Source organism: Peribacillus acanthi (assembly GCF_003073175.1).
Lineage (GTDB): Bacteria > Bacillota > Bacilli > Bacillales > DSM-1321 > Bacillus_BN > Bacillus_BN acanthi.
Map to the genome: position 1 here is coordinate 49554 of NZ_QBBX01000006.1, position 24958 is coordinate 74511.

Genomic DNA, 24958 nt, shown 5'->3' on the forward strand with positions numbered 1-24958 from the left:
CCATTTTAATTGGCCATCCTCTTTCATTAAATCCTTAAGCTTCCACTTCATCTTTATCGTAAATCGGAACCCATCCTTCCGTCGTTACGAAAATACGAACTGCTACCACTTTCCGATCTGCTTCCAATTCAAAGTAATGACGAACGTTCACAGGAACAGATATTAAATCACCAGGTGTCAAGTGGACATCAAACCACTCTCCGTTTTCTCCTTCGATTGCAAAAATTCCATGGCCACTAACAATGAATCGAACTTCGTCATCAGTATGATGGTGTTCACGCTTGAAATTCTCTAAAAGTTGGTCAAGGTTTGGTGTTAAATCTGAGAGTGACACGATGTCTTGGGCATGATATCCACGGCGTGCGGACAAATCTGCAATTTCCTCTTTAAACACATCTAGAATTTCACTTTTCTCTTCATCAATCAAATTAAACTTATCTTGCAATCTTTCTGGGAGCTTGGAAATATTCCATTGTTCATATATGACGCCTGCACCGTTTAAAAACTCTAAAACCTCTTGTTGTTCTCTGATTTCAATAGCTCCATTATGAAAAGTTACATAAGCCATGCTTACTTCCTCCTAAAATTTGATTTCTTTTATACACTTAGACGGTAACTACTTGGTTTTGAATTTAATAATGCTTTTGTTTGATAGAGTACTAATTCGTAGCGGAATAAGAACTCACATGCTTCTAACACCTTTTTTGCTTCAAAACCATTACGCCCCCATGCTGTAATTCCATGGTTTCGGATTAAGACCGCACCTTGATCACCATTAATATTTTCACTAAATTCTTCTGCCAATGCTGGAATGTGTGCATGATTTGGAATGATGGGGATTTCCAATGTAGCATCCTCTTCCCACTTTCCGAAGGCTTTGATCAATTCTTGCTGTTTGAATACAATCTTTCCTTGCTCCGCAAACACTTCAGATATGACATTGTTCTCAACCGTATGAACATGTAAGCAGCATCCTGCGTTTGTTTTTGAATATAAATGTGCATGCAACAAAGTTTCGGCTGATGGCTTTAAATGAGTATCCTCCAAAGGTTTACCTGAACCGTCAACAAGTAAGAAATCTTCGTTCGTTCTTTTTCGCTTATCCTTTCCACTTGCAGTTACAAGAAATGATACTGGTAAATCACCTACTCTAATGGAGAGATTGCCACTCGTTCCGAAAAACCAATCTCTACCTGAAAGTTCATCTTTGATATCCGCTAACTCATCCCATTGTTTTTGATAGTTATTCATACTCTCACCTCCAACTTTTTTTTGATAATATTTATACAATCATGGAAGGTTTCAAATGATTGATATTTAATCCCATCCTTTTCACAAAGATCTATTAAAAAATCTCTAGCTAGCACTAAATCTGCCATCTTGGCTGCTTCTAAATCCGTGATAGAATCACCGATGACGATTTTGAAATCACCATCATGTGCCAGTTTTCTTATTACAGTTGGCTTACAACAGCCGCAGTCGTTGGAACATTCTTTATCACAACTGTAAGGCCAAAGTATCTGGATATGTTCACTACTAAAATCTGCACTGTTACAGAAAAGCTCCTCATGATTGACGATTCCATTAATCATTGGTTCTACGAAAAAGTCAATCCCTCCGCTAACAACATAGAAAGGAATTCCTTGTTGTTTTGTATAATCCACGAAATCTTCAAACCCTTTACGTAATTCAGCATTTTCAACGACAAACTCAATGATTTGTTCACGCAACCCGCTATCTATTTGAGCAAACATCCTTCCAACGCCTTCACGTATTGATATCTCTTTATTTAACACTGCATCCTTGATAGGAGCAGTAACTTCATCGGCAAATTGCTTCATTATTGCTACGATGTTATCACTTTTCGTGATGGTACCATCGAAGTCACAAAAGATGATTGGTCTCATTTGTTTGATACTGACCCTCCCCATAAATTCAATGCTTTTTCCAACTCGGGCTTTCCTTCCAGTCCTGTTCCATTCAACTTAGCGTCAACTGCTTGCCTGAACGCACGACCTCCACCAATTGCTCCTTCTGGATGTCCATGCACCCCTCCACCAGCATTGATGACACAATCAAGACCAAAGTCCTCAATAAGCTGTGGAACTAACCCAGGATGAATACCTGCAGATGGGACTGGGAATGCTGTTTTCCATTCAACTGACTTTTCAGTTAAACCTTTGGCAATGCTCCATGCATCTTCCTTAGGGATGGCTACACTTCCGTACGGTGAAGGGAACAAGGAAAAGTCAGCTCCAGCAGCCCTAACTAATTTACCTAACAGCAACCCATAAGAAACACCATATATTTTGGAAGAAGCAATCGCTCCACTGAATGCTGGATGAGCCATAATTGGCAACTGGACTCCTGATTCTCGTATTGCCTGTAGTACATCTAACCCGTAAGAGAACACGTTGAACAATAATGCATCTGCTCCTAATTCCTCAGCCTTTCTAGCTTTATCGATTAACTCAAATGTTTTCCCCGTTAAATTCACCGCATACAAAGTACGGTGACCCGTCTCATGATAAACTTCTGTCAATACTTCTTTCCCTTTTGTAATTCGTTTTTCGAAAGGAGTTAACTCCTGTTCAAATAAAATCTCGTCATCCTTGACTAAATCGACTCCACCTAATGCCTGTTGTTTTAGCTGTGTTGCTAAATAATTTAGGTCCTTGCCTAAGACACCTTTAAAGATACTCATGACTAGTGGTCGATCATGTACTCCTATTAGTCTACGAATTCCTTCAACTCCATACCTGGGTCCTGGAAAATGACAAGCAAGATCTCCGACAAAATCTAAATCTAATAACTTGATTTCCCCGTCTAATGAGAGCTTTCCGAATACAGTAGTTAAAATGGCTGGCAAATCTGCAGAATAATTAGCCGTTGGATAAGCAATCTCGATTTTTGCCCTAGTTAAAGGTTTGCCAAATATCTGATTGATTTTTTCGTCTTGCTCCCATCTCTGGACTGATAGTACACGACCTTTATGCTTCTTTAACTGTTCCTTCTCTAAGGCAGGAAGATTGGTCCAAGTACCGACTGTTAATCCTAGTGCAATTTCCTCTGCTTTTTTCTCTGGATTATGTGATGGATCATGTATTAAATAAGTCGCTCTGATTTCATTCATCATTTTACCTCCAAAAAATCTCCAACATAAAAGGCCCCTTCATAGAGAAGAGGCCTACTTAATAAGCCATCTTCTCATCTATCAGCAAAAATGCTGTTAGATTTAGCACCGTGCCTTGCGGATGTTTTGACATCCGGCGCATATATTCGCGCCCCATTTTGCAATGGTATTACGGTCGGTTGCCGGGCTTCATCGGGCTAATTCCCTCCACCTGCTCTTGATAAGAAAATGTAAATATATATTTTTAAATTTTGTGAAATTAGTTGTTCAAAGTAATTTGAATTATTGCAACATTTTAATTAATTGTCAATACTTATTATTGAAATAGTTGCAATTTTTTTATTCGTTCAATAGCTTCTTTTAATCTCTCTTCGTCACTTAATAATCCGACTCGAACATATCCTTCGCCATGCTTCCCAAACCCTATGCCTGGCGCGACTGCCACATGAGCATGTTCGAGTAGGTAATCAGCAAAGGATTCAGAGGTATACCCTGGAGGAATCTTTAACCAGGCGAAGAATGATCCGTCTGGAGCTTTTACTTCCCAACCAATTTCTTGCAAACCTTCAATTAGGATTTTGCGCCTGGACTCATAAGTTTGAACTAACTCGTCCACACATTGTTGAGACTGTAACAAAGCTTCTGCAGCAGCTTCTTGAACAGCAGGGAATAAGCTAACATATAAGTGATCCTGCATCAGTTCTAACGCCGAGATAACACTTTTATTACCAACAGCAAACCCCACTCTCCAGCCTGCCATATTATATGTTTTAGAGAGTGTATATATTTCTATGCCAATTTCTTTCGCTCCGTTACACTGTAAGAAAGAAATTGGCTTTTGTCCATTAAAGCCAATCGCCCCATACGCAAAATCATGGACGACACAAATATTATTTTTCTTCGCCAAAGTAATCGTTTCTTCAAAAAATTCCTTCGAGGCAGTCGCTCCAGTAGGATTGTTTGGATAATTTAGGAACATGAGCTTGGCATCTGCTAGAATTTCTTCTGGAATCTTTGAGTAGTCTGGTAGGAAATTGTTTTCTTCAAGTAAAGGCATATAAGTCATTTCCGCCTTCGCAAGCGCCATTCCGGACCAATAGTCAGGGTAACCTGGATCAGGGACTAGGGCTATATCACCTGGATTCAGTAAGCATTGTGGGAGTTCCACTAATCCTGCTTTTCCTCCAAAAAGTACTGCCACTTCTTCGTCTGGATTGATTTCAACTCCGTATTCCCTTTTATAAAAATCAGCTGCAGCCTTTTTAAAGTACTGATATCCACGAAATGGTGAATATTTATGATTGATAGGATTCTCAGCAGCTTCCTGTAACTTTTGCACAATATGTTTTGGAGTTGGTTGATCAGGATTTCCTTGTCCGAGGTTAATTACATCATGTCCTTGAGCAGTCATCTTCCCTACCTTTTGTACAAGGGACGCAAAAAACTGTTTCGGTAAGGTTTTTAATAAATCAGAATGTTGGAATTGCACCATAAATTACACCTTCTCTGAAATTTCTTGAAATTATAGTCACAATTATTATATTGTTATAGACAAAATGTAAAGATAAAAATGTGGGTGGTGTGTCTACATGACAACATGGAAAATCGGATGTATCCAGATGGATATTGCATTTGGAGACGTTCAAAAAAATTTCAAAACTACAAAAGAAAAGATAGCTCATGCTGCTGGACTAGGAGCTGAAATTATCCTTTTACCAGAGTTGTGGACTACTGGATATGACCTTACTCGCCTTGAAGAAATTGCTGATCAAGATGCTGAAAAAACCATTGAGTTTCTGTCAAATTGTGCAAAAGAGCATAATGTCACCATTCTCGGAGGTTCCGTAGCCAATCGACGGCATGATGGAGTATTTAATACTTTCTTAGCTATTGATTCAAACGGTTCTGTCATTAAGCAATATGATAAACTTCATTTGTTTCAGTTAATGGATGAACATAAATTTCTTCATCCTGGAACATCCGATGGCCACTTTACTCTTGAAAATACTTCTTGTGCTGCATTTATCTGTTATGATATCCGCTTTCCTGAATGGATTCGAAAGCATACTTCTCAAGGTGCAGAAATATTATTCGTATGCGCTGAATGGCCATTGCCACGTTTATCACATTGGAGAACATTGTTGATTAGTCGAGCAATTGAAAATCAGGCATTTGTCATTGCATGCAACCGTTCAGGTCATGATCCAAACAATATTTTTGCAGGTCACTCCATGGTCATTGACCCATGGGGAAATGTAATAGCTGAAGCTGGTGAAGGAGAAGAATTACTAATTGCAGAAATAAACATTGGGGATACTGTAGCTATTCGAAAACAAATTCCTGTTTTCCAAGACAGAAAGACTGAATTTTATTATTGACAAATCATGCCACTAGTTGATAATATTCAACTCAAGTGAAAAATTGAATGATTATACTCTTATCAAGAGCAGGCTGAGGGATAATGGCCCTATGAAGCCCAGCAACCGACCGTAATTCCATTGTGAAATGGGGCGCTTTGTATTGCGCCAGGATATTAGATCCTATTAAGGCACGGTGCTAATTCCACCGAATGGATTAATTCGGAAGATGAGAGGTGCGAAGATAGACTTCAAACCTCTTTCCCATGGGAAGAGGTTTTTTATTTCTGGAATATTTCTTCGCCCTTCGTGACTAATGGAGGAGGACTTAACGTGAACAATGCAGAAAGTATGATCGAATGGAAGGATAACCACATTAGCATGATGGCAGATTCTGTTGAGCCCATTCAATTGTATTCATTAGCAGATGTAGGCGAATATGTTAGTTATTATCAAGTAGAAAAACAAGGTAAAGCATCGATTTTGACCGCATACGGCATCGTGCTGTTCGTCTACCAATATGAAAAACCAACATTAGAGGAAGTACAAAATCAGCTCTTAAGTGCATGCCACTTTATGAATGGAGCTAGTTCAAATTCTCCTTTCATACAAACGGTTTTACTCCGTATGTCCCAATGTATTAGTAAGTGTAAATCGGCTAACGAGGCACGGACAAACCTGTTTCATGAAGCTATTAAAATCCAGATTGAGTGGGAGTTAACCGGGGCTAATTCAATGAATTAATATCATTTTTTGAAAGGCTCGTTTAGTAAATTATTGAATTATACTTTAAAGTTTTCCTATTGATTTTACCGGTCAAAAAAATCGAGTATAGCCATTTTGATGGCGGCTATACTCGATTCTTATACAACTCATCTTTTTGTTTATTTCAGTTCTCAAAACTATCTACTCTATTGAAGATGTCCTTCTAACTTAAGCAACTTCTCTTTAATACTAGTTTTATCACCTGCATAGCCCGTAAGTGCTCCAGATTTCCCTATGATTCTGTGACACGGGATGATAAATGGGAATCGGTTTGCCTTGCATGCTTGTCCAATCGCACGTACCGCTTTAGGACGTTCAATTATTTCCGCTACCTCTTTATAGGATTTCGTCTCTCCATATGGAATTTTACACATAACATTCCAAACATCCTTTTGAAAATCGGTACCTTGAATCGAAAAAGGGACTGAAAATGATACGTCTTCACCTTGAAAATAGCCAGTTAATTCTTTCGATAATTGAATAAAAATCGGATGTTCCTTCCATTCGGTCAGCTTAGATCCGAATATCTTTTCTAATTCTTCCTTCTCGAAAAGGAGCCTAATTAATTCCTTATCATTAGCCACCATCCAAAGGTCTCCGATAATAGGATGATAGAATTTATTATAAAATATCCTCGTTGTCATCATTCTTCCTCCTGAAGTTGATTCAAAGGTAAGTAAATATGGAATGTAGTCCCTTGGTTGATAACACTTTCAACTTCAATCCATCCATGATGTTCTTCAATGATTTTATAACTTACCATTAAACCAAGGCCTGTACCTCGATCTTTTGTTGTATAAAAAGGTTCTCCTAGTTTCTTTATTTTCTCTTCTGGTATTCCACACCCCTCATCCTTAATAGATATTTTGACAAATTCCTCTTTCCAGACCATAGATTCAATCGTAATATTACCGCCGATAGGCATTGCTTCTAACGCATTTTTTATGATATTAATCAAGACCTGCTTTAATTGGTTACCCTCGCAATACAAATATATGGGTTGTTTTATAATTGGCTTAATTACGACATTTTGCAATAAAGCCTGTGCCCTTAGCAAATCAACAGTCTCTTGTATAATTACATTCATATTTTTTTGTAAATACTGAGTAGCCTGTGGTTTAGCTAAGATCAAAAACTCTGTAATAATAGATTCTATTCTATTCAATTCTGAATTAATCACGCTGAAATAAGTAGAAAAGTCTTCTTTTACACTACCTTGAAGTAATTGAATAAACCCCTTTAGAGCTGTCATTGGGTTTCTAATTTCATGGGCAATCCCAGCAGCCAATTCTCCTACCACATTTAAAGTATCTGATTTCCTAAGCTGTTCCTGCATGTCAAGTTTTTCCGTTACGTCTTTAAATGCAGTTAAATGCATACCTGAAATTAAGTTTAATTTTGTAGAAAACTCTATATACTTTTTTCGTCCGTCCTTAAAATGTAATACGGTGGTTGTATGAAGTTTATTTTGTTTTTGTACTCGTTTCATGACTCTTTCTAATTCATCTTTGTTTTCTGGTATACAGCTCATTAATTCTTCAATCGGCGTGTTCAATAGTCTTTCTTTAGACATTTCAAAAATGGCAGAACCCGCTTCGTTAATATTAGCTAAGCCTTTTTCATTCCATAAGATCAACCCGTCCATCGATCCTTCGAAAATTTTCCGAAACTTATTTTCACTCTTCCTTAACTTCATCTCCATATCCCAGCGCTCACTGACATTTCGATAAATCGTTAAAGTTACTTGGTCTTCTTGAAGCATTTTAGATGTGAATTCGAGAAGTTTCTTTTGGCCATTTGGCATCAAATAAAAAAGCTCGTCACGGATGGCTCCAGTTTCTTTAAACGATTGAATTAACCGTTGGTATCGGCGGTCCCTATTCATGACGTAGTCCTGAACACTTGTTCCTATTAAACTCTCTCGTGGAGACTCAAAAATTTTACAAGCTGAATTATTCGCCTTTAAAATCAGTCCTCTACCATCTGTGATAACAATTCCATCAATCGCCTGTTCAAACAAGATTGAAAATAATTCTTCACTTTTATTAAGTTGTTGCTCCATCAGTCTTTTTTCTGTCACATCACGGCATATAGACATAAAATGACCGTTATATACATTCGAGCTTGTCGTAAATTCCACATATCTACAATTATCACTAACGTCTAAAGTAACCTCTCCCTGAGCAGTTCCTTTTGATAGTAGTTCTTTCCATTTTTCTTTCCATTCCCTTTTAGAATGCTCGGCAATGAAATCGTGAATCGTTTTATCCACTACTTGGTCTCTTTGACTATTTACAAGCTTTAAAAAGGAAGGATTAGCGTCAATAATTTCTCCTATTTGATTGTATATGACAATTCCTTCTACTGCTTGTTGGAAGACATCTTTAAACAAATGAAAGGATATATCACGTTCCCTTTCAGCTCGCTTTTGAATCGTGATATCTTTAAGCTTATAAAGGACCTTTTCTTGCTCAAGGAATGCTTGGAATTCGACGTGCTTAACCGTCCCATCTTTTAGACAAATTAGCCATTCATCCTGGAACTCATGATGAAGAACTAATTGTTCATCTTGGTAAGTCAATATTTGATTGGGTACCATCGTCAAGAAATCAAGAAAAGAAGTCCCTTCCACTTCATTATTAGGAACTTGTAATAAATTGCATGCCACTGAGTTGGCATTAAGAATGTTTTTATCCTTATCTAATAGAATAATGGCTTCCATGGATGAATTGAGAATTTTTTTATATAAGAGCAATTCACTCTTAAGCTTTGAAATATCATGATCGATTACTTTTTGAATTTCATTTGTCTGGTTCGTAAACATCGTCTAGCCCACCTCCGATTACTACCTCCCATTTTTATTCTACATAAGTAACAAAAAATCCTATTTTTCAACACAAAAATCCTACATTAGTTTCACATTATTGTCTAAATATTAACAATCTACTTGTAAATAACAAATCTATTACAATCGTTTCATTCCTCTTAAAAATAGGGGTTTTCTAAGAAAAATACATACATTTCGTTTTATAATGTGAATTCGGGGTAAAGAACAAGGCACAAGAATCTTATTCTTATATAACGTATGAATGAAAAATTGTTCCCATTAACTTTCAATACGGCTACAAACCTTGGAGGACAAAAAATGAAAAAACGAGACTACTTCTTTGATAACGCAAAATTCATTTTAATGTTTTTTGTAGTCTTTGGTCATCTTCTAAAAGATTTTATCAGTGACCATGAAGGCATATTAGCACTGTATAAAACCATTTACACATTTCATATGCCAGCCTTTATATTTGTATCTGGTTTCTTTGCAAAAGGAATCTATGAAAAAGGCTATATTGGAAAAATCGCTAAAAAACTGATTCTTCCTTATTTAATTTTTCAAATCGTTTACTCTATCTTTTACTTTTTCCTATTCCATAAAAATTCATTAACCGTTGATCCATTAAACCCTCATTGGTCATTATGGTTTTTGATTAGTTTATTTTTCTGGAATATCATGTTGCTAGGATTTTCAAAATTCAAGCCAACTATTGGCATTACTATTTCTTTTGTGCTTGCATTGTTAATTGGATATGTAGATTGGGTATCCAACTATTTAAGCTTGTCAAGGACCATTGTGTTTTTCCCAATGTTCCTGTTAGGCTACCATGTGAATCGTGAGACAATCAATAAACTTACTACAAAATCTGTAAGAATCGGTTCCTTAATTATGTTTGCCGTTGTTTTCATAGGATTCTACCTGTTACCTGATATCAATTATAAGTGGCTTTTAGGATCAAAACCTTATGCAGAACTTGATTCAGTTAATATTCTGGCAATGGTTAAGAGACTAGGATTTTATGGACTTAGTTTAATTATGGTAACTAGCTTCCTTTCCTTCGTACCAAAAGGATATTATTTCTTTACAAATTGGGGGAAACAAACTCTTTACGTCTATCTATTACACGGATTTTTCGTTCGTTTCTTCCGTGAGAGTGAAGTCAGTGAATATTTCTCAAGCTTAGAAAACTTCATCCTACTTGCCGGAATATCATTATTATTAACTATTATGCTTTCTAGTCAATTTGTAGCGAACTTGGCACAGCCTATCATTGAACTTCGAACAAGCGGTTGGAAACATTTAATGAATAAACTATCTCTGTATTCCAACTACTTCGTTAGAAGAAATGAAGTGAAAAGATATTAAAAAAACTCTGTAACGAGTCGTCTCGTTACAGAGTTTTTTTATGAAGCATGTGTCTCACAAGTATTTATCTCAGTAATAGGTTGAGATTTAAAAATTACATAAAATTGAAATGCTGAAATCCCTATACAAATGGATGAGAAAAGAAAAAGAATCGTGTATCCCCTATCAATCCCCAAGTGATAAACAAGCTTAGTACTGACGAATCCAGCGCCCCCAGTTCCTAACATTAACGTCATGGACCCAAGACTATTGGTTAAACCTCTTACCTTTTCCGGGAAACTTCCCATCACAATTTTTGATTGCATTGGAGCCTTCCCAAATAAGGTGGCCCTAATGAACAGAATGAGAATTGAAGCTAATATTATATTTTTGGTATAACATAAAAACGCAAGACATAGTAAGCCTATTAGTTGGTAAACCAAGATCGGATGATTTTCTCCCCATTTTTTTGTAACCCTTGGACTAATAAAAATCAAGACAACTGTCCCTAAAGCTGCAATGGATAATATGATACTAATGGATGTAGTATTGATTTCAAATCGATCAGAAAGAAAGAGATTGAAGTAAGGGATTGTAAGACCTATACCAATCCCTTCAAAAAGTTTAATCCCGCCATAAGAAACTAATTTTTTGATGGTTCCTCTATCTAATTTTTGCTTCTCTTCACTCACTTTTTCATTTTTATTTGGATGATTTTCCTTTACAAATAACAGTGGAATACTACTTACTATCAAAATACCTGCTGCAGAAAGAATAACCATTCTAAGACTTAACATGGAAGAAATAGAATATAGAGAAGTAATTTTGTCAGCAATTACTCCAGATCCCAATGTACCTACAAACATGAAAACATTCCCTGTACCAAAAGCGAAACTAAATAGCTTGACCCTTTCATTTTCCTTCGAATATTGTGTCAATAGAGGAACAAACATTACATTCGTTGATGCCTGCCCAATACCAGTGAAAAAAGCCCAAAAATATAAAAGTGGTAATGACCGTGCAAATACACTACCTACAACACCAGTAAGCAAAATGAGAATTCCTGTTAGTAAAACATACCTTGGCCCCAGTCTCATCGAGAAAAAACCAGCAACTATTGAAAACAATGCATAGGATAAGTAACTTAGGCCCACAAGGTTCCCGATATGATTAATAGTCACGATTTCTTTTAAATACAAATTATAGAGGACAGTATATACACTTAACCCCAGACAAAAAAGCATATTCCATAGTAAAATAAATTTAACAGAAGATGTAAAACCCTTCCTTAAATGGTTATTATCTATTACTTTTTCCATTAGATACCACTCCCTTTCACCATCATAAGGGACGGATGAATTTCACTCAAGTAGTCACTTTTTTGTATCCAGTTAAGTGTTTTATTAACAATTTAATGGGCGGTGAAGGTAATTGAACAAAAAAAAATACTATTGTCCGGTAGAAGCGACTGTGGATGCAGTTGGGGGAAAATGGAAATCTAGAATAATGTGGCATTTGAGTCATCAAACCTATCGTTATGGTGATTTCATTAGGCTAATCCCTGAAATTTCAAAAAAAATGCTTTCACAAGTCCTTCATGAGCTTGAAAAGGATGGATTAATTAACAGAATGGAGTATAAAGAAAAAATATTGAGGGTGGAATATTCATTAACTGAATACGGAACAAGCGTTACCCCTTTATTAACATTAATGAGCGCCTGGGGGAAATCACACATGCAAATGCTTAAAGATGAAGAAGAAAAAAAGTCCCCTACTGCTTAATCATAATGACATTTATACTCTCCCCCCGAGGAATAGTGAGAATCTAACAAAGAAAGAAGAGAGGATATCCTCTCTTCTTTCTTTATAGTAAGGGGTAGGTTGCTAGTTGTTCTCCCCAAGGAGCTACTTCCGTTTCCTTAAATCCAGCTTTTTTATATGTCATTCTTGCCCCTTGATTATTCGGTTGATATCCTATCATTATAAATGGGATTTGACTTTCATTATTGGTTTTAATATATTCAATAACCTTTTTCACTGCTTGAGCCCCAAATCCATTCCCTTGAAACTTTTCATCGACCATAAGTCGATAGATCCAGTAGTTTCCATCATCCGGGTCTATTCCAAACATTGTAAACCCAATCATTTCTTCCCCGTGATACACACCCATAGCTTGGAAATCATTCAAAAATTGTACTTCTGCAATCGAATATAAATTGGAAGCCATAAAGGTTTTCTGTTCTTCTTTTACAGATAAACTGATTGCTTCCTCCCAATTATCCCTGTTAATTTGCACTAGAGTTACTGTCAAAAACGTCACCTCATCCTCTTTCATTAATGACATAATTGTACGACAATTAGAATTCCATTTCTAGGAAAACCTTAATTTACTCCGACTCTACTTTTTTATTGAGACTAATTATGGTAGAATGATTTGTTAGATTTATTAGTGAATCGAGAGGAGATTAGCAGATTCAACTATGAAAATTATTGCTGCAACCTTAAATGCTAAATATATACACACAAGTCTTTCCATTCGTTATTTGAAGGCATATGCCGCACCAGAATTCGAAGTGGATTTAGCTGAATATACGATTAAAGATCCTGTCATGAATATCGTAAGCGATCTTTTTTCAAAGAAGCCAGATGTTATTGGCTTCAGCTGTTACATCTGGAATATTGAAGAAACCCTTAAAGTCGTTGGAATGTTAAAGAAAATTAATCCTAATTTAACGATTGTTTTAGGTGGACCAGAAGTGACCTATGATGTGGCAGAGTGGATTCAAAAGCTAACCGATGTAGACTACATCGTTATTGGTGAAGGTGAGCTTACTTTTAAACAGCTCTTAACGTATCTGTCTGGTAATGGAGAACTAAAAGAAGTGAGTGGGATAGCTTATATCAAGGATGGCAAACCCGTCATCCAACCTCAATCTGATAAATTGAACCTTAAGGATATTCCAACGCCTTATCGATTCGAGGAAGACCGAGCTGAGCTTGCTAAGCGTGTCGTCTATATCGAGACAAGCCGTGGATGTCCGTTCAGCTGTCAATTTTGTTTATCATCAATTGAAGTAGGCGTAAGATACTTTGATAGAGAAAAGGTAAAAGCAGATATTCGTTATTTGATGGAGAATGGTGCAAAAACTATCAAATTCGTAGACCGTACCTTTAATATTAGCCGAAGTTACGCGATGGAGATGTTCCAATTCTTAATTGATGAACATCATCCAGGGACAGTATTCCAATTTGAAATAACAGCTGATATTATGCGTCCTGAGGTTATTGAATTTTTAAATGAAAATGCACCAACTGGCTTATTCCGATTTGAAATTGGTGTTCAATCCACGAACGATCCTACGAACGAACTTGTCATGAGGAAACAAAACTTTGCGAAACTGACTAGAACCGTCACACTTGTAAAGGACGGAGGTAAAATCGACCAGCATCTCGATTTAATCGCAGGGTTACCTTTGGAGGATTACAATACATTTAAGAAAACATTTAATGATGTTTTCGAATTACGTCCTGAAGAATTACAGCTTGGATTCTTAAAAATGCTAAGAGGGACTGGACTTCGCTTACGAGCTTCAGATCACGGCTATATCTATTCAGATCATGCTCCCTATGAAATACTTGGCAATAATGTTTTGTCTTTTGATGACATTGTACGAATCAAACAAGTTGAAGATGTACTGGAGAAATATTGGAATGATCATCGCATGGATCATACCATTGAGTATTTAACGACTATCGGTTTTCCATCTCCATTCGATTTCTTCCAATCATTTGGTTCCTTCTGGGAAGAAAAAGGTTGGTCCCGAATTGGACACCAGCTTGAGGATTTGTTCAGACGTCTATATCAATTCCTTCAAGAGAGTGGATTTAATGAGCTTGAAACTGTATTTGATTTAATGAAATTAGATTATTTTTCAAATCAGCGCTATAAGCCTAGAAAACCTTGGTGGAATCAAGACATGGAAAAGCAGGATCGCTCTATTCTTTATCAAGCAATCCTTGAAAATCCAGACATGCTTGGAAGTGAATTTACGAAGTTAGGTTTGCATGAAAAAGATCTATATAAACACACTGTACTAGATGAAACATCCATTAATATGAGAAGCTATTTAGAAGAAGCGACAGTCGATCAGGAGCCTTCTTTGATGCTTGTATACTTTGACCCTAATGGAAATGGAGCAAAAGTATTCTCTACCCCTAAAAAAGCATTTGTAACCATATAATTAAACACATGTAGAGGATGCGATGTTTATATACCGCATCCTCTATTTTTATCGCTTTTGTTTATTTTCTTTTTCTTTTTGAGGCTTTCCTGTCATTTGGAACAGATCATACATTTTTGCAGCGTTCATTCCGCCCACCAATTCTGTTCCAAATTCTTCTCTAATATTTGACAAAACATCGTTTTCGTTTGAATTGCCACGATTTTTACTCATTATCCTCTACCTTTTCTGCCTTGTTTAGAGTTGCGGTTCGCACCCTTCATTGGATCTTCTCCAACTGTATATTCTGTGGAAAATTCTGCTTCAGCTAGGTTCTTCTTTGGAGTTTTTGCCGTTTTTTCTGCAGCGTTAAACTGGGCTTTTCTTTTCATGAAAGTGCCTCCTAAATTTTGAAGAATGGATTCTTAGCTTGAGTTTTTTAGGGGCATCTTTATTCATGGTGAAGATAGGATATTTTTTGAAATATAACAAAAGCTAACAGAAAACAGAGAGTACAAAAGCTGACAGGAGGATAAGCAAATGCAAGATAAAGATGAAAATTTAGAAATCCCCTTTATAGATGAAACTTTGCCTCATCAAATCAACGCACCAAGTTTTAAAGGGACAGGGATAAAAATGGAAGCACCTTTCACTAACATTCATAATGTAGTGATTGGAGACAGCTTATATGCATCTGAAAATTCACCACTAGAGAATTGGTCAGTAAATACAGATCCTGAGATAATGGCTGGTGAACAGTGGATTCACCCAACAAACGATATTGGGTGGAACACTGAGGAAAATAGAGAGCTACTTGAAGAAAAACGGAACCCACAAGCTGCTCCTTTTATGCATCCTACCCATGATACGGGTAAAGACGTGGATTAAATCGAAGGCATTAAATTCTATTTGAAAGAACTATTTTGATAAAAGCGTGCTAAATATTTTTATTTCGGCAACTTGCTAGTTGTGCTTATACTTTTCACCTAAATTAATTAGTGAAAAATAGGATGCCCACAAGAGGCATCCTATTTTTGTGTTTTATGCTTTTACTGTATCCGCTTCTAGGTTCATCGACGGCCCAAAGAATTCGAAGTGAATGTTCTCTTCTTGAATTCCAAGTTCTTTAAGCGATAAAATGACGGATTTCATAAATCCAACAGGTCCGCATACATAATAGTGTGCTTGTTCGTTTAATACCATACCTTGTAGCATTTGTTTTGTTACTCTTCCCTCTTGAACGTTTGGATTATCAAGGTTACCTTCTGCATTCTCATATAAGAAGGTATATCCTAGCTTCTCCATTACATTAGCTACACTTTCAACTTCCTTTTCAAAAGCATGAAGCTCTTTATTTCTAACCGAATGGATCAGTGTTGCGATTTTATTAGGATACTTCTTCTTAAGATCATTCAACATGCTCATGAATGGTGTAATTCCTACACCGCCAGCGAAGAAGTAGATTGGTGCACTATTATCTAGAAGAATAAAATCACCAGCTGGGGCAGTCACTTCTAAAATACTGCCTTCCTCAATGAAGTCATGCAAGAAATTGGACACCCTGCCATCTGGAGTCCCTTCCAATTTCTCTCTTTTCACCGAGATTCGGAAATAATTTTCCCCAGGAGCAGCCGATAAACTGTATTGTCGATTCATTAAATAGGTTTCTCCTGGAATTTGAACTCGCACTGTAATATATTGTCCAGACTTAAAATCAGGTATAGTTGAACCATCAACCGTTTGTAAGTAGAATGATGTAATATTTTCGCTTTCTTTTTGCTTCTTAATAACCTTAAATTCTTTGAATTCTCGCCATCCACCATCTTTATTTTCTGCATCTTGATACATTTCCTCTTCAACACTTATGAATACATCAGCAATAACTCCATAAGCTTCCGCCCATGCTCCAATGATTTCATCAGTTGCTGCATCTCCAAGAACTTCTTTAATCGCTCCAAGTAGATTCTCTCCAACAATCGGATAATGTTCTGGTTTAATGACCAAACTTCGGTGTTTGTGAGCGATTTGCTTTACTGCAGGCAATAATACATGTAGTTGATCGATATATTTTGCCGCAGCATAAACTGTGTTTGCAAGTGCAGTTTGTTGTCTACCTTGCTTTTGGTTTGCATGGTTGAAGATATTTAATAATTCAGGATGACTAGTAAACATGTTTTTATAAAATACAGAAGTGATTTCAGTTCCTCTTTCAGCTAAAATCGGTGCAGTAGATTTCACAATATCAATCGTTTTTTGAGATAACATATGATTTCGCCTCAACTTTTAAAGTGGTATTTTAAATACATCTTTAGTATAGGATTGAATGTTACAATAATCAATGGCTTGAAGAAAGTGTTCACTTATTTTTCACATATCTATGATTATGTTACTATATAATTAATCTAGGAATGAGGGATTGTTATGCGACTAACTAGTTATAGTGATTACTCAGTAAGAGTACTAATTTATTTATCCATTCATCATGAACGATTAAATAATATTAAAGACATTGCCCATGTATACGGAATTTCCAAAAACCATTTAATGAAAATCATCTATAATCTTGGAAAATTAGGATATATAGAAACGATCCGAGGTAGAAATGGCGGCATTCGACTTGCAAAAGCTCCAAAGGAGATTAATTTAGGAGAACTAATTAGGCAAACGGAAGAAGACTTTCATATCGTAGAATGTTTTTCAAAGGATCATAGTCATTGTGCCATTTCACCAGTATGTAATTTAAAAGGGGTATTCTTTCAAGCAAAGCAAGCCTTTTTACATGTACTAGACGCTTATACTTTAGAGGACGTCGTCGAAAATAGGATTGTGTTGAAAGAATTTTTACAAAAGCCGGCAGAAGAAAAACTGGTTCCTCTTATTAGTGAAACATAATTTTAAAGCCCGATTCATAATTGAATCGGGCCTTTTCAATAGACAAAATAAACAGGATTACCCAATAATAATTCTTTCCTTAGGGTAATGATAGCTAATTTTCTTTTCTTTACCACCGATCATAAACAGGAATGAGATGATTCCTACACGACCAATAAACATTAAAACCATAATGACAAATTTGCCAAATGTCGTTAAATCCGAGGTAATCCCCATCGACATTCCGGTCGTACCGAATGCAGAACAAACCTCAAAAATGATTTCAATTAGGGTAAATCGTTCGGTTATAATGAGAATCAAGATTGAAGAAAAACAAATGATGATAGCCATCATGGATACGACCAATGATTTTTTGATATCTTCCTCATGGATTTCTCTTTTGAATATCTTTATGCTCTTGTTTCCTTGGGCGAAATGATATAGAAATAACAAATTCAGAGCGAAAGTAGTAGTTCGAATCCCCCCTCCTACTGAACTAGGAGAAGCTCCAATGAACATTAATCCACTTAATAAGAGTAAAGTTGGCTCAGTGAAATCTGAGACATTCATAGTTGATAACCCACCACTTCGAGTGGACACTGATTGAAAGAGTGAATAGAAAAAACTAGCATGCCAAGATTTATCCGAAAAGAAATATTCCCTTTCCAATAGATAGATAAGAATAGTTCCTCCTATGATTAAGAAGGCAAATGTCATGGATGTTAATTTAGTGAATAAGGAGAAACGGAACTTATAATCTGCCGGACGTTCAAATAAAAACCTTTTCAGTTCAATCAATACTGGAAATCCAATGGCTCCCAAAATTATTAAAATGATATTAACGAACTGGACAAAATAATCGTCTGCATAAGGAATTAGTGAAGCTCCTGTAATATCAAATCCACCATTAGTAGTTGCACTTACGGAGGCGAATATACCATGTAAAGATGCTTCCTTCCAATCTGGGAAATAACGTAAAAAATAAAAACTTAATACCAGCCCACCTATTATTTCAATTAGGAGAATGATTTTAAGCAATTGTATCAATAAATCAACCAAGCCTGAAAAAGTTGCTTGGTTTTGATCAGCCATGATTAACCGTCTTTCCTTGAAGCCGATTTTCTTGCCAAAAATGAGCCATAGAAAGGTTCCAAGGGTCATAATACCAATTCCACCAAATTGTAATACAAACATTAATATAAATATACCTGGCACACTAAATGTTTGTGATACATCCACTGTAGATAATCCTGTCACACTAACCGCACTGACCGCTACAAATAATGCATCAATCCATTCAAGTTTAACACCGGGGTTCAACGCTAATGGAATCCTTAGCATGATGGTAGAAATGGTAACGGCGAGGAAATAATAAATGACGATCATTTGTGCTGGAGTTAGTTTATTTACTATTTCCTTTGTTTTTTTCCACATATCACTAATCCTTTCCGAACGAAAACATCTCTTCCATTGTAATGAATCACAATAGGGTTTGTCCATGTCATGATGACAGTTATATAATGAAAAAAATGGTTTTTTGGAGGTTTGTATGTTTTTACCCCAATCACTAGCTAATAAAATCATCCATGATGTAAGGAAATTATTGGATGAAGAGCTGATTATCGTGAATATTGATGGAACGATAATAGCTAGTTCGGATAAGCAGAGAATAGGTTCCTTTCATGAAGGTGCTTATTTAGTTTCTAAAGACAAACAAAAACGTATCATTACAGTTGAAGATGAGAAAAGACTTACGGGAGTGAAAGCTGGAATTAATTTACCTATCTTTGTCAATCATGATGTAGTTGGTGTTCTAGGAATTACTGGTTTGCCAGAAAAAGTGGCTTCCTATGGGGAGATAGTAAAAAAGATGACAGAACTTATGATTCAAGAAAACTATCTTATGGAACAAGATGAAGGTAGGATTCGGGTGATTGAATCATTTGTGTTCGATTGGGTTCAGCAAAAGGAGTGGGATGACTCTTTTGTAAATAGAGCAAGCCTCTTACAAATCAATTTACAGGTCAATCGACAAGTTGTTATTGGGAAAGTAGATGGAATAGGTAATGTCGATAGACACTTATGGCGTCAAATTTCTCAATGGGTTTTTCAAGAACAAGAAGATCTGATAGTAAGATGGGGAAACGATCGATTTGTTTTACTAATTGCGTCTCTATACCCTAAACAGGATCGTGTAAAAAATCGTATGGATGCTTTTAAAGGCTATCTCGAAGAAAAATTGAATACTACCATCTCGATTGGTATTGGACCAATCGTACCACCAATAGAAGTTAGACTTTCGTTCCAAAAAGCTGAAAGGGCATTAAATGTTGCAAGTACTAACCATTCTATAATTATGGATGAGGATTTAACTCTAGAGATGTTACTAGACGATATCCAATTCACGACTAGAAATGAATTTTTAGAACGCACACTCTCCCCTCTAAATGTTGATGAGGAATTGATTGAAACTTTACGAAGCTATTTTCATCATAATCTTTCACTGAAAAAAACAGCATCAAATCTTAATATCCATATTAATACTTTGCATTACCGACTTAAAAAAATTGAAGACATATGTAACTTAAATCCAAAACATATAAAAGATTTAGCCACACTGTATATCGCCATTCAATTATTGGATAAAGATACAAAAATAAAACCAATACAACTCGATTATTCAGATGAAACTACATAGTTAGTTTCATCTGTTTTTTTTATACTTTAAGTAGTTTAAATGGCAATATAGAAGTAATTTTGACGTATTGGTCAATTTTAGTAATAAAGTGAGATTAAGATTTCGCCAGCAGCCCTATGGCAGTTTCCTAATAAACAATGTTATGTCATGAATGAGGAGGAATGTAATGCTGTTGCAAAATATTAAGCAACAATTAATAAACGTTGTTGGTCCTGATAATTATAGTGATACACAGGTTGAAAGATTGGTTTATTCATATGATGCTACTCCTAATTTTCAAGCAATGCCAGATGCCGTCGTTTGTCCCAGAAGCACCGAAGAGGTATCTCGGATAGTTAAGATATGCAATGACCATAAAGTTCCGATTGTTCCTAGAGGTTCAGGCACAAACTTGTGTGCAGGTACCACTCCAACAGAGGGAGGCATTGTCCTAGTTTTCAAGCACATGAACCATATTCTTGAAATTGACGAAGAAAATCTGACCGTCACTGTACAACCTGGAGTCATAACCTTGGATATGATAAAAGCAGTCGAAGCAAAAGGATTATTCTATCCACCCGATCCAAGCTCGATGAAAATATCCACTATTGCTGGAAATATTAGCGAAAACTCCGGTGGCCTTCGCGGATTGAAATATGGAGTAACGAGAGACTATGTATTGGCACTTGAAGTTGTACTTCCTAATGGAGATATCATTCGTACAGGAGGAAAGCTAGCCAAAGACGTTGCCGGCTATGACCTTACACGATTAATGGTTGGTTCCGAAGGCACACTAGGAATTGTCACTGAGGCGACCTTAAAACTAATTCCATTGCCTGAAACGAAGAAAACCATGCTGGCTCTATACCAAGATTTAGAGGCTGCAGCACTAACTGTGTCAAAGATTATTGCAAACAAAATTATCCCTGCTACACTTGAATTTTTAGATCAGCCAACTCTTGAAGTTGTTGAAGCCCATGCTCAAATTGGTTTGCCAACTGATGTCAAAGCCGTTCTGCTAATAGAACAAGATGGACCTTTAGAGGTTGTGGAGCGAGATATGTTAAGGATGGCAGATATATGCAAGGAGCAAAAGGCAATATCAGTTAAGGTTGCGAGTTCCGAAGCCGAAGCAGAAGGACTTCGAACAGCTCGAAGAAATGCGTTGTCTGCTCTTGCAAGACTTAAACCTACTACCATTTTAGAAGATGCTACCGTTCCCCGGTCCGAAATTGCCAAAATGGTAGCTGCTATTAATCAAATTGCGGAAAAATACAATGTAAAGATTTGTACCTTTGGACATGCTGGCGATGGTAACCTTCATCCTACCTGCCCTACTGACGCAAGGGATCATGACGAAATGGAGCGAGTGGAGGCAGCATTCGCTGAAATATTTGAAGCTGCGATTGATCTAGGAGGAACCATTACTGGAGAACATGGAGTTGGGATGATGAAAGCTCCATACTTAGAATGGAAGCTCGGTGCTGAAGGCATGACCATCATGCGTGCCATTAAGACGAGTTTTGATCCCAATAATATTATGAATCCCGGTAAGGTATTTGCAAAAGAAACTCGTAAAAGAGTGGTGTTAACGAAATGACGACAGTCAAAGAAAAGCAAATCATCCAGGACCAATTCAAGGAACGAATGAATGAAGATGAATTATTAAACTGTATGAGATGCGGATTTTGTCTGCCATCGTGCCCTACCTACATTGAATCTGGTTTTAAAGAGTCTCATTCCCCCCGAGGTCGGATAGCTCTAATGAAAGCAATTGTAGATGGTATTATTACACCTGACGAGGATGTTGAACGGTCTTTAGATCTGTGTCTTGGATGTAGGGCATGTGAGCCTGTTTGTCCCTCGGGAGTCAAATATGGCCACCTATTAGAGGAAGCAAGGGATATCATCCACCAAAACAAACAACACTCATTTTCAACAAAGCTGGTTCGAAAAGCTGTTTTTGATGGATTGTTTCCAAATCAAGATCGGATGAGGACTATGACCGGTTTGCTTGGTTTATATCAAAAATCTGGCCTTCAAACAGCCGTTAGAAAAATTGGCTTTATGAAGTTGTTCCCTAAACACCTTGCCCAAATGGAAAAAGTTCTACCACAGGTCCCATCCATGCAAGATATGAAAAATCGCCCTGATTTTCTAACACCCATTGGTGCAAAACAAAAACGTGTGGCATTCTTTTCAGGCTGTCTGATGGATACGATGTTTTTAGAGACCAACAATAATACATTAAAGCTATTACAATTAGCGGGTTGTGAAATCGTTATCCCTAAGACTCAAGCATGTTGTGGGGCTTTGCACAGTCACAGTGGTGAGAAATTAGGTGCAAAGGAATTAGCCAAACGGAATATTGTAGCATTCCAAGAGTTGGAAGTTGATTACATCATCACTAATGCTGGTGGCTGTGGAGCTTTCCTTGTTGAATATGATCATTTATTGGATGATGAACCAGAATGGCAGCAAAAAGCGCAAGAATTCGTGTCAAAAATAAAGGATATTTCCGAAATGTTAATGGAAATGAATTTACATCAAAAATACTCATTGTCACTACCACATCAGATTGTTACGTATCAAGATTCCTGTCACTTGCGAAATGTGATGAAAACATCCTCGGCACCTCGTCAACTTCTAAACTCCATAAATGGTATCGAGTTTAGGGAAATGGAAGATGCAGACCGTTGTTGTGGATCTGCCGGGATATATAATATAGTTGAATCCGAAATGTCGATGAAAATATTGGAAGACAAGATGCAGAAAACGAAAGCCGTTATCGCTAATACAGTCATTACTGCTAATCCGGGATGTCTATTACAAATGAAACTAGGGATCGAAAGAGAAGGATTGAGTGCAAAGGTCCGTGCCCTTCATATTGTGGATTTTTTAGTTGAAGCAATTACTCCATAGAGAACAAGGCTTTCGCTGGCGAAAGCCTTGTTGCATTTATCCTTTATTCCTAAAATTGGCCACTGCGCCGCCATACCTCTTTACTGCCAATTAATGCCAAATTAAAGTATTAACCATTATGAGGATAACACTATCATTTTTTCTTAGTGCTAGCCTCATTTTACTCATGTCTTAAAACTGATCCTTTTGAGGCTGGTCTTTCTTTTAAATACATCTCAAGATCTTTGTTTGAGCCTTTAGTGATTAAATCACGTATGATTTGCGCCATAATTATGCTGTAGACCGTTCCATTTCCTCCGTAGCCAAGCATAAAGTAACTATTCGGATAGTCTTCATACATACCTATTGTAGGCAAACCATCATGTGTTTCTCCAAAAAAAGCTCCCCAGTAGTATTCTGCTTCAATTTTTCCTAATAGTTTCGGAAAGTACTTACCAATCATTTCAAGCAAAATATCACGCTTCCTTAGTAACATCGACTCTCGTTTCTCAGGAAATGGTGTTTTCACATCCAATCCACCCATGATGATTCTGTTATCCTTTGTTGTTCTTGCATACATATAAGGTCGATCAGTTTCCCATATCATCATTTTGTCATACCACATATCACTTTCTTTTAGAGAGTTGGTTGCGATTGCATAAGAAGAAACAATCATGGCATTAGGGTCACGCTTTTCCTCCTGTGCTTCATAACCAGTTGAGAAAATGATATATTTCGTTTTAATTTCATTTCCGTTTTCGGTGTATAGGATGGATTGATCCTTCCCCAGTTTCTTACCATTGATGCGAGTATGAGGATAAACTCGAGTGCCCCTAGTATGGGCATACTGCAATAAAGAATGAACTAGTCGATATGGATTGACTTCTGCATCATTATGAGTAACTAAAGCTGCACATCGGGAAAATCCAAACTTTGATTCAATCATATCCTTATCGTAATATTCTGTTGGAAAACCGTATTTATTAAATAGTTCAAATTCTTTATCCAACAACGGCTTTCCTTTTTCAGAGGATGCTAAATACAAGCTTTTCCTAATTATAAAATCAGGATTTTCGTCAAAGCTTGGAACGACTTTATTTTTCAAAATTTCAATGGCATCAAAACACAATTGATAGTGACGAACACCAATTTCTTCTCCAAAGCTCTGGATGGTGGACGTTAAAGTTTTATCATTAGAATACTGAAGCAAGCCTGTATTAGCACTAGTGCTTCCTTCGCCTATTCCACGTTTATCAACAACTACCACCCTTAAACCAGTATCGGCCAAAAAATAGGCTGCATGCGCTCCGGATGCCCCACTGCCGATTATACATACATCACATTCTATATCTTCTTCCAGCGGGCTGAATCCAGTATATGGTTTATAAATATTGGGCCATAAAGCTTTTCCATCTTTTAAATCCATTTTCATTCCCCTACCTATATTAATAATGCAATTTATCTACCCTAAACTAACCTGTTTTCAAACTACACAAAAACGTTCCAGCTTTCACAATATAAGGATATCCTTCCACCAAACATCGTTTTTAATGAAACATAATCAAGATTCTTTCCTCTCATACTAGGGATACAGGTTACATACCTGTCAATAACATTTAGGAGTGAAAAATCATGGCAAGAAGTTCAAATAAACTATTAGTCCCTGGGATTCAACAAGCATTAGATCAATATAAATATGAAATTGCACAAGAATTCGGTGTTTCTTTAGGTTCTGACACTGCCTCTCGTTCAAATGGATCTGTAGGTGGAGAAATTACAAAGCGTTTAGTGCAACAAGCACAGTCTCAACTTCGCGGACAATAATTGAATACAATGGCAAAAAGACCCCAGCGATTGCCG

At 36.7% G+C, this 24958-nt stretch carries 25 protein-coding genes and 2 riboswitches; of the genes, 11 read left to right on the forward strand and 14 right to left on the reverse strand.

From position 1 onward, the window contains the following. Window positions 1–34: 34 nt before the first annotated feature. From DBX25_RS07595 to DBX25_RS07615, 5 genes are all read right to left on the reverse strand, one after another. Complete coding sequence (locus DBX25_RS07595) at window positions 35–568, reverse strand: cupin domain-containing protein (protein ID WP_108670184.1); 534 nt, start codon at window positions 566–568, stop codon at window positions 35–37. Between the two features lie 29 nt (window positions 569–597). Next, a complete protein-coding gene (locus DBX25_RS07600) occupies window positions 598–1251 on the reverse strand; it encodes a methylthioribulose 1-phosphate dehydratase (RefSeq protein ID WP_108670185.1) in 654 nt (217 codons plus the stop codon). After that, window positions 1248–1907: a 2-hydroxy-3-keto-5-methylthiopentenyl-1-phosphate phosphatase gene (locus DBX25_RS07605; RefSeq protein ID WP_108670186.1), complete on the reverse strand. Its 660-nt coding sequence runs from the start codon at window positions 1905–1907 to the stop codon at window positions 1248–1250. Before DBX25_RS07605 ends, DBX25_RS07600 begins: the two co-directional genes overlap by 4 nt. Further along, window positions 1904–3133 (reverse strand): 2,3-diketo-5-methylthiopentyl-1-phosphate enolase, encoded by a 1230-nt coding sequence (gene mtnW / locus DBX25_RS07610; RefSeq protein ID WP_108670187.1) that lies wholly within the window; start codon window positions 3131–3133, stop codon window positions 1904–1906. The genes DBX25_RS07605 and mtnW overlap by 4 nt, the downstream gene beginning before the upstream one ends. Before the next feature lie 71 nt (window positions 3134–3204). Continuing rightward, window positions 3205–3360, reverse strand: a riboswitch (SAM riboswitch). Between the two features lie 89 nt (window positions 3361–3449). Then, window positions 3450–4625: a pyridoxal phosphate-dependent aminotransferase gene (locus DBX25_RS07615; protein WP_108670188.1), complete on the reverse strand. Its 1176-nt coding sequence runs from the start codon at window positions 4623–4625 to the stop codon at window positions 3450–3452. Between the two features lie 97 nt (window positions 4626–4722). Here DBX25_RS07615 and DBX25_RS07620 point away from each other — a divergent pair, with 97 nt between their 5' ends. Then, window positions 4723–5511 (forward strand): carbon-nitrogen family hydrolase, encoded by a 789-nt coding sequence (locus DBX25_RS07620; RefSeq protein WP_108670189.1) that lies wholly within the window; start codon window positions 4723–4725, stop codon window positions 5509–5511. A 56-nt stretch (window positions 5512–5567) separates the two neighbouring features. Further along, window positions 5568–5726: riboswitch (SAM riboswitch) on the forward strand. 97 nt (window positions 5727–5823) lie between these two features. Further along, complete coding sequence (locus DBX25_RS07625) at window positions 5824–6234, forward strand: hypothetical protein (protein WP_108670190.1); 411 nt, start codon at window positions 5824–5826, stop codon at window positions 6232–6234. A 167-nt stretch (window positions 6235–6401) separates the two neighbouring features. Here DBX25_RS07625 and DBX25_RS07630 read toward each other — a convergent pair whose 3' ends face one another. After that, window positions 6402–6902, reverse strand: coding sequence for a methylated-DNA--[protein]-cysteine S-methyltransferase (locus DBX25_RS07630; RefSeq protein ID WP_205685189.1), 501 nt, complete (start codon window positions 6900–6902; stop codon window positions 6402–6404). Next, complete coding sequence (locus tag DBX25_RS07635; protein ID WP_108670192.1) at window positions 6899–9079, reverse strand: PAS domain-containing sensor histidine kinase; 2181 nt, start codon at window positions 9077–9079, stop codon at window positions 6899–6901. Before DBX25_RS07635 ends, DBX25_RS07630 begins: the two co-directional genes overlap by 4 nt. Window positions 9080–9400: 321 nt before the next feature. Here DBX25_RS07635 and DBX25_RS07640 point away from each other — a divergent pair, with 321 nt between their 5' ends. Further along, a complete protein-coding gene (locus tag DBX25_RS07640; RefSeq protein ID WP_108670193.1) occupies window positions 9401–10450 on the forward strand; it encodes an acyltransferase family protein in 1050 nt (349 codons plus the stop codon). Between the two features lie 38 nt (window positions 10451–10488). Here the strand turns inward: DBX25_RS07640 and DBX25_RS07645 are convergent, their stop codons facing one another. Then, complete coding sequence (locus tag DBX25_RS07645; protein WP_108670194.1) at window positions 10489–11748, reverse strand: MFS transporter; 1260 nt, start codon at window positions 11746–11748, stop codon at window positions 10489–10491. 112 nt (window positions 11749–11860) lie between these two features. Between DBX25_RS07645 and DBX25_RS07650 the strand changes: the two genes are divergently transcribed. Further along, entirely contained in the window at window positions 11861–12211 is a 351-nt protein-coding gene (locus DBX25_RS07650; RefSeq protein WP_205685190.1) for a winged helix-turn-helix transcriptional regulator, read from the forward strand. Window positions 12212–12293: 82 nt separating this feature from the next. On the opposite strand, the gene DBX25_RS07655 is transcribed toward DBX25_RS07650, so the two are convergent. Then, entirely contained in the window at window positions 12294–12740 is a 447-nt protein-coding gene (locus DBX25_RS07655) for a GNAT family N-acetyltransferase (protein ID WP_240620207.1), read from the reverse strand. Between the two features lie 169 nt (window positions 12741–12909). On the opposite strand from DBX25_RS07655, the gene DBX25_RS07660 reads away from it, so the two are divergent. Further along, the gene (locus DBX25_RS07660) at window positions 12910–14670 is read left to right on the forward strand and encodes a B12-binding domain-containing radical SAM protein (RefSeq protein ID WP_108670195.1); all 1761 of its coding nucleotides are present in this window, start codon (window positions 12910–12912) and stop codon (window positions 14668–14670) included. A 48-nt stretch (window positions 14671–14718) separates the two neighbouring features. On the opposite strand, the gene DBX25_RS20525 is transcribed toward DBX25_RS07660, so the two are convergent. Both DBX25_RS20525 and DBX25_RS20815 read right to left on the reverse strand, forming a co-directional pair. Beyond that, complete coding sequence (locus DBX25_RS20525) at window positions 14719–14883, reverse strand: hypothetical protein (protein ID WP_157950910.1); 165 nt, start codon at window positions 14881–14883, stop codon at window positions 14719–14721. Then, window positions 14883–15041, reverse strand: a complete 159-nt coding sequence (locus DBX25_RS20815; RefSeq protein WP_170110122.1) for a hypothetical protein — start codon at window positions 15039–15041, stop codon at window positions 14883–14885. Before DBX25_RS20815 ends, DBX25_RS20525 begins: the two co-directional genes overlap by 1 nt. A 148-nt stretch (window positions 15042–15189) precedes the next feature. Between DBX25_RS20815 and DBX25_RS07665 the strand changes: the two genes are divergently transcribed. Continuing rightward, window positions 15190–15537 (forward strand): DUF3905 domain-containing protein, encoded by a 348-nt coding sequence (locus DBX25_RS07665; protein WP_108670196.1) that lies wholly within the window; start codon window positions 15190–15192, stop codon window positions 15535–15537. Between the two features lie 153 nt (window positions 15538–15690). Here DBX25_RS07665 and hmpA read toward each other — a convergent pair whose 3' ends face one another. Further along, window positions 15691–16914 carry an NO-inducible flavohemoprotein gene (gene hmpA / locus DBX25_RS07670; protein WP_108670197.1) on the reverse strand — a complete coding sequence of 408 codons (1224 nt, stop codon included), beginning with the start codon at window positions 16912–16914 and terminating at the stop codon, window positions 15691–15693. Window positions 16915–17070: 156 nt separating this feature from the next. Between hmpA and DBX25_RS07675 the strand changes: the two genes are divergently transcribed. Further along, window positions 17071–17541, forward strand: a complete 471-nt coding sequence (locus DBX25_RS07675; protein ID WP_108670198.1) for an Rrf2 family transcriptional regulator — start codon at window positions 17071–17073, stop codon at window positions 17539–17541. A gap of 57 nt (window positions 17542–17598) precedes the next feature. Here DBX25_RS07675 and DBX25_RS07680 read toward each other — a convergent pair whose 3' ends face one another. Beyond that, window positions 17599–18954: a TrkH family potassium uptake protein gene (locus DBX25_RS07680; protein ID WP_108670199.1), complete on the reverse strand. Its 1356-nt coding sequence runs from the start codon at window positions 18952–18954 to the stop codon at window positions 17599–17601. A gap of 115 nt (window positions 18955–19069) precedes the next feature. On the opposite strand from DBX25_RS07680, the gene DBX25_RS07685 reads away from it, so the two are divergent. The 3 genes from DBX25_RS07685 (at window position 19070) to DBX25_RS07695 (ending at window position 23119) form a co-directional block, all read left to right on the forward strand. Continuing rightward, complete coding sequence (locus DBX25_RS07685; RefSeq protein ID WP_108670200.1) at window positions 19070–20218, forward strand: CdaR family transcriptional regulator; 1149 nt, start codon at window positions 19070–19072, stop codon at window positions 20216–20218. A gap of 166 nt (window positions 20219–20384) precedes the next feature. Beyond that, window positions 20385–21797: a glycolate oxidase subunit GlcD gene (gene glcD, locus DBX25_RS07690; RefSeq protein ID WP_108670201.1), complete on the forward strand. Its 1413-nt coding sequence runs from the start codon at window positions 20385–20387 to the stop codon at window positions 21795–21797. Further along, window positions 21794–23119 (forward strand): (Fe-S)-binding protein, encoded by a 1326-nt coding sequence (locus tag DBX25_RS07695; RefSeq protein WP_108670202.1) that lies wholly within the window; start codon window positions 21794–21796, stop codon window positions 23117–23119. The genes glcD and DBX25_RS07695 overlap by 4 nt, the downstream gene beginning before the upstream one ends. A 160-nt stretch (window positions 23120–23279) precedes the next feature. Here the strand turns inward: DBX25_RS07695 and DBX25_RS07700 are convergent, their stop codons facing one another. Next, entirely contained in the window at window positions 23280–24524 is a 1245-nt protein-coding gene (locus DBX25_RS07700; protein ID WP_157950911.1) for an NAD(P)/FAD-dependent oxidoreductase, read from the reverse strand. Window positions 24525–24730: 206 nt separating this feature from the next. Between DBX25_RS07700 and DBX25_RS07705 the strand changes: the two genes are divergently transcribed. Next, window positions 24731–24922, forward strand: coding sequence for an alpha/beta-type small acid-soluble spore protein (locus DBX25_RS07705; protein ID WP_108670204.1), 192 nt, complete (start codon window positions 24731–24733; stop codon window positions 24920–24922). Window positions 24923–24958: the final 36 nt, after the last annotated feature.